1 protein-coding gene is annotated in these 1,940 nt (G+C 63.7%); it reads right to left on the bottom strand.

All coding sequences use genetic code 11. From position 1 onward, the window contains the following. Positions 1 to 342 precede the first annotated feature (342 nt). On the bottom strand, positions 343 to 1,940 hold a 1,598-nt coding region (locus X566_RS17275), incomplete at its 5' end, for a flagellin (protein ID WP_244434827.1).

Below are 1,940 nucleotides of genomic sequence, written 5' to 3'. Positions count from 1 at the left end.
TTGTCGAGGGCGGAGTTGACCTTCTTTCCGGTCGAAAGACGGTTCTGGGTGGTCGAGAGCAGTTCAGCGGTGGACTGAAGTGACAGCAGGTTCTGGCGAACCGATGCCGAAAGAACAATACCGGACACGAATCATACCTTTCTGGTGTGAGCGTAGTGACGTGAGCTCGTGTTCTCCGAGAGAAATCGGAGGTTCCTCACCATGCAGGCATGCCCTTAAAAAGATGGTTAAGAGCGGTCTAAAAAACGAGGTTAAGAAATAGCGCAAAGGGATTGTACAACCTGGCAAAATGAAAGCGGCGGGGCTGCCCCCGCCGCTTCAGGATTTGCTTGAACGCCGGGCTTAGCGCAGCAGCTGCAGCACGCTCTGCTGGCTCTGGTTGGCCAGCGCCAGGGCGGACACGGCGATCGACTGGCGGGTCGACAGCGCCTGGCTGTTGGCCGCTTCCTCGTTGGTGTCGGCCAGCGTCAGGTTCGACGAGCCGGTCTGCAGCACGTTGATCAGGCTCTTCGAGAAGTCCTGACGGATCTGCACGATCGACAGGTTCGAACCGAGCGTCGAAGCCTGCGACCGCAGCGTGCTCGAGGCGTTGTTCAGCGCGCTCATCACCTTGTTGGTGGCGGCGTTGTCGATGAAGTCGGTGCCCGAGGTCAGCTCGCCCAGGCCGAGGCCGGCCGGGTCGAAGGTGACACCCTGGATGTTCAGGGTCGACTTACCGGTCTCGTTGAACACCAGCTTCAGCTGGTCGCCATTGAGCAGGTTGACGCCGTTGAACGAGGCATCCTGCGCGGTGGTGGTGATCTGGTTGATGATGTTGTTGTACTGCGCAACCAGGTTCGAACGCGTCAGCTGCGCGTTCATGTCCTTCACCGGATCGCCGGCGACCAGACCGGCGAACGCCTGACCCGCACCAGCCGCCGTGCCGCCGATCGCACCGATCGTCGACGACGCCGCATCGTTGGTGGTGGAGATCGTCAGCTTGCCATCGCTCGACAGCGTCGCCTGCAGGTTGTTCGCCGCCAGCTTCTCGTTGAGCTGGTTCAGCGTCTTCACCTCGCCAGCACCGGTGCCGAAGGTGATGTTGGTCGCCGTGCCGCCGCCGGTCGCACCGATCGTCAGCGTCTGGCCCTGGAGCGCCGGAGGTGCACCCGCGGTGCGGGCAGTGGTGCCGGCCGACAGGCCGAGCTTGGCCAGGCCCGTGCCGCTGACCACGAGGTCCTCGGCCGTGCCGGTGTGCAGCGTGATGGCGCCGCCAGCAATCGTCGAGGTGCCGCCGGTGATGGCGTTCACCGCATCGATGACGTCCTGGACCGTGCCGGTGGTGACGTCGATCGAGAGGTTGCCACCCGCCGCAGTGCCGCTGGTGCCAGCGCCGCTGTTGAAGGAGATGGTCTTGCCGTTGACGACGATCGTATCGGCGGCGGTGAAGTCGCCCGCAACCGAGTCCGTGTTCGCAGCGCCCGACAGCAAGGTCGCGCCGGTCATCGGCGCTGCAGTCGGCGTGACCTTGTTGTTGATGACGGTACCGGCCGCAGCCGCCGCATCGGTCGGCGCACCGGCCGGGCCGAGCAGGTTGTCGGCGGTGGCGCCGGTGATGACGGCGGAGGTCACGCTCGACTTCGCCGAATAGCCGCTCGGGGTCTGCAGCGCCTGGTTGGCAACCGATTTGGCGCTATCGACCAGCTTCTGCAGCGAGGTGATGCCGGTGTTGGCCGCCTGCAGCACCTGCACGCCGTTGCTGATGCCGTCCAGCAGGTTGTTGATGTCGCTGGCGCGGCTGTCGAGGGCTGCGGCAGTGAAATAGTTGGTCGGGTTGTCGAGGGCGGAGTTGACCTTCTTTCCGGTCGAAAGACGGTTCTGGGTGGTCGAGAGCAGTTCAGCGGTGGACTGAAGTGACAGCAGGTTCTGGCGAACCGATGCCGAAAGAACAATACCGGACA

Origin of the sequence: Afipia sp. P52-10, assembly GCF_000516555.1 — a bacterium.
Classification (GTDB): Bacteria; Pseudomonadota; Alphaproteobacteria; order Rhizobiales; family Xanthobacteraceae; genus P52-10.
The sequence above is the reverse complement of the archived record's forward strand: the minus strand, read 5'-3'. Positions and strand labels throughout refer to the sequence as shown.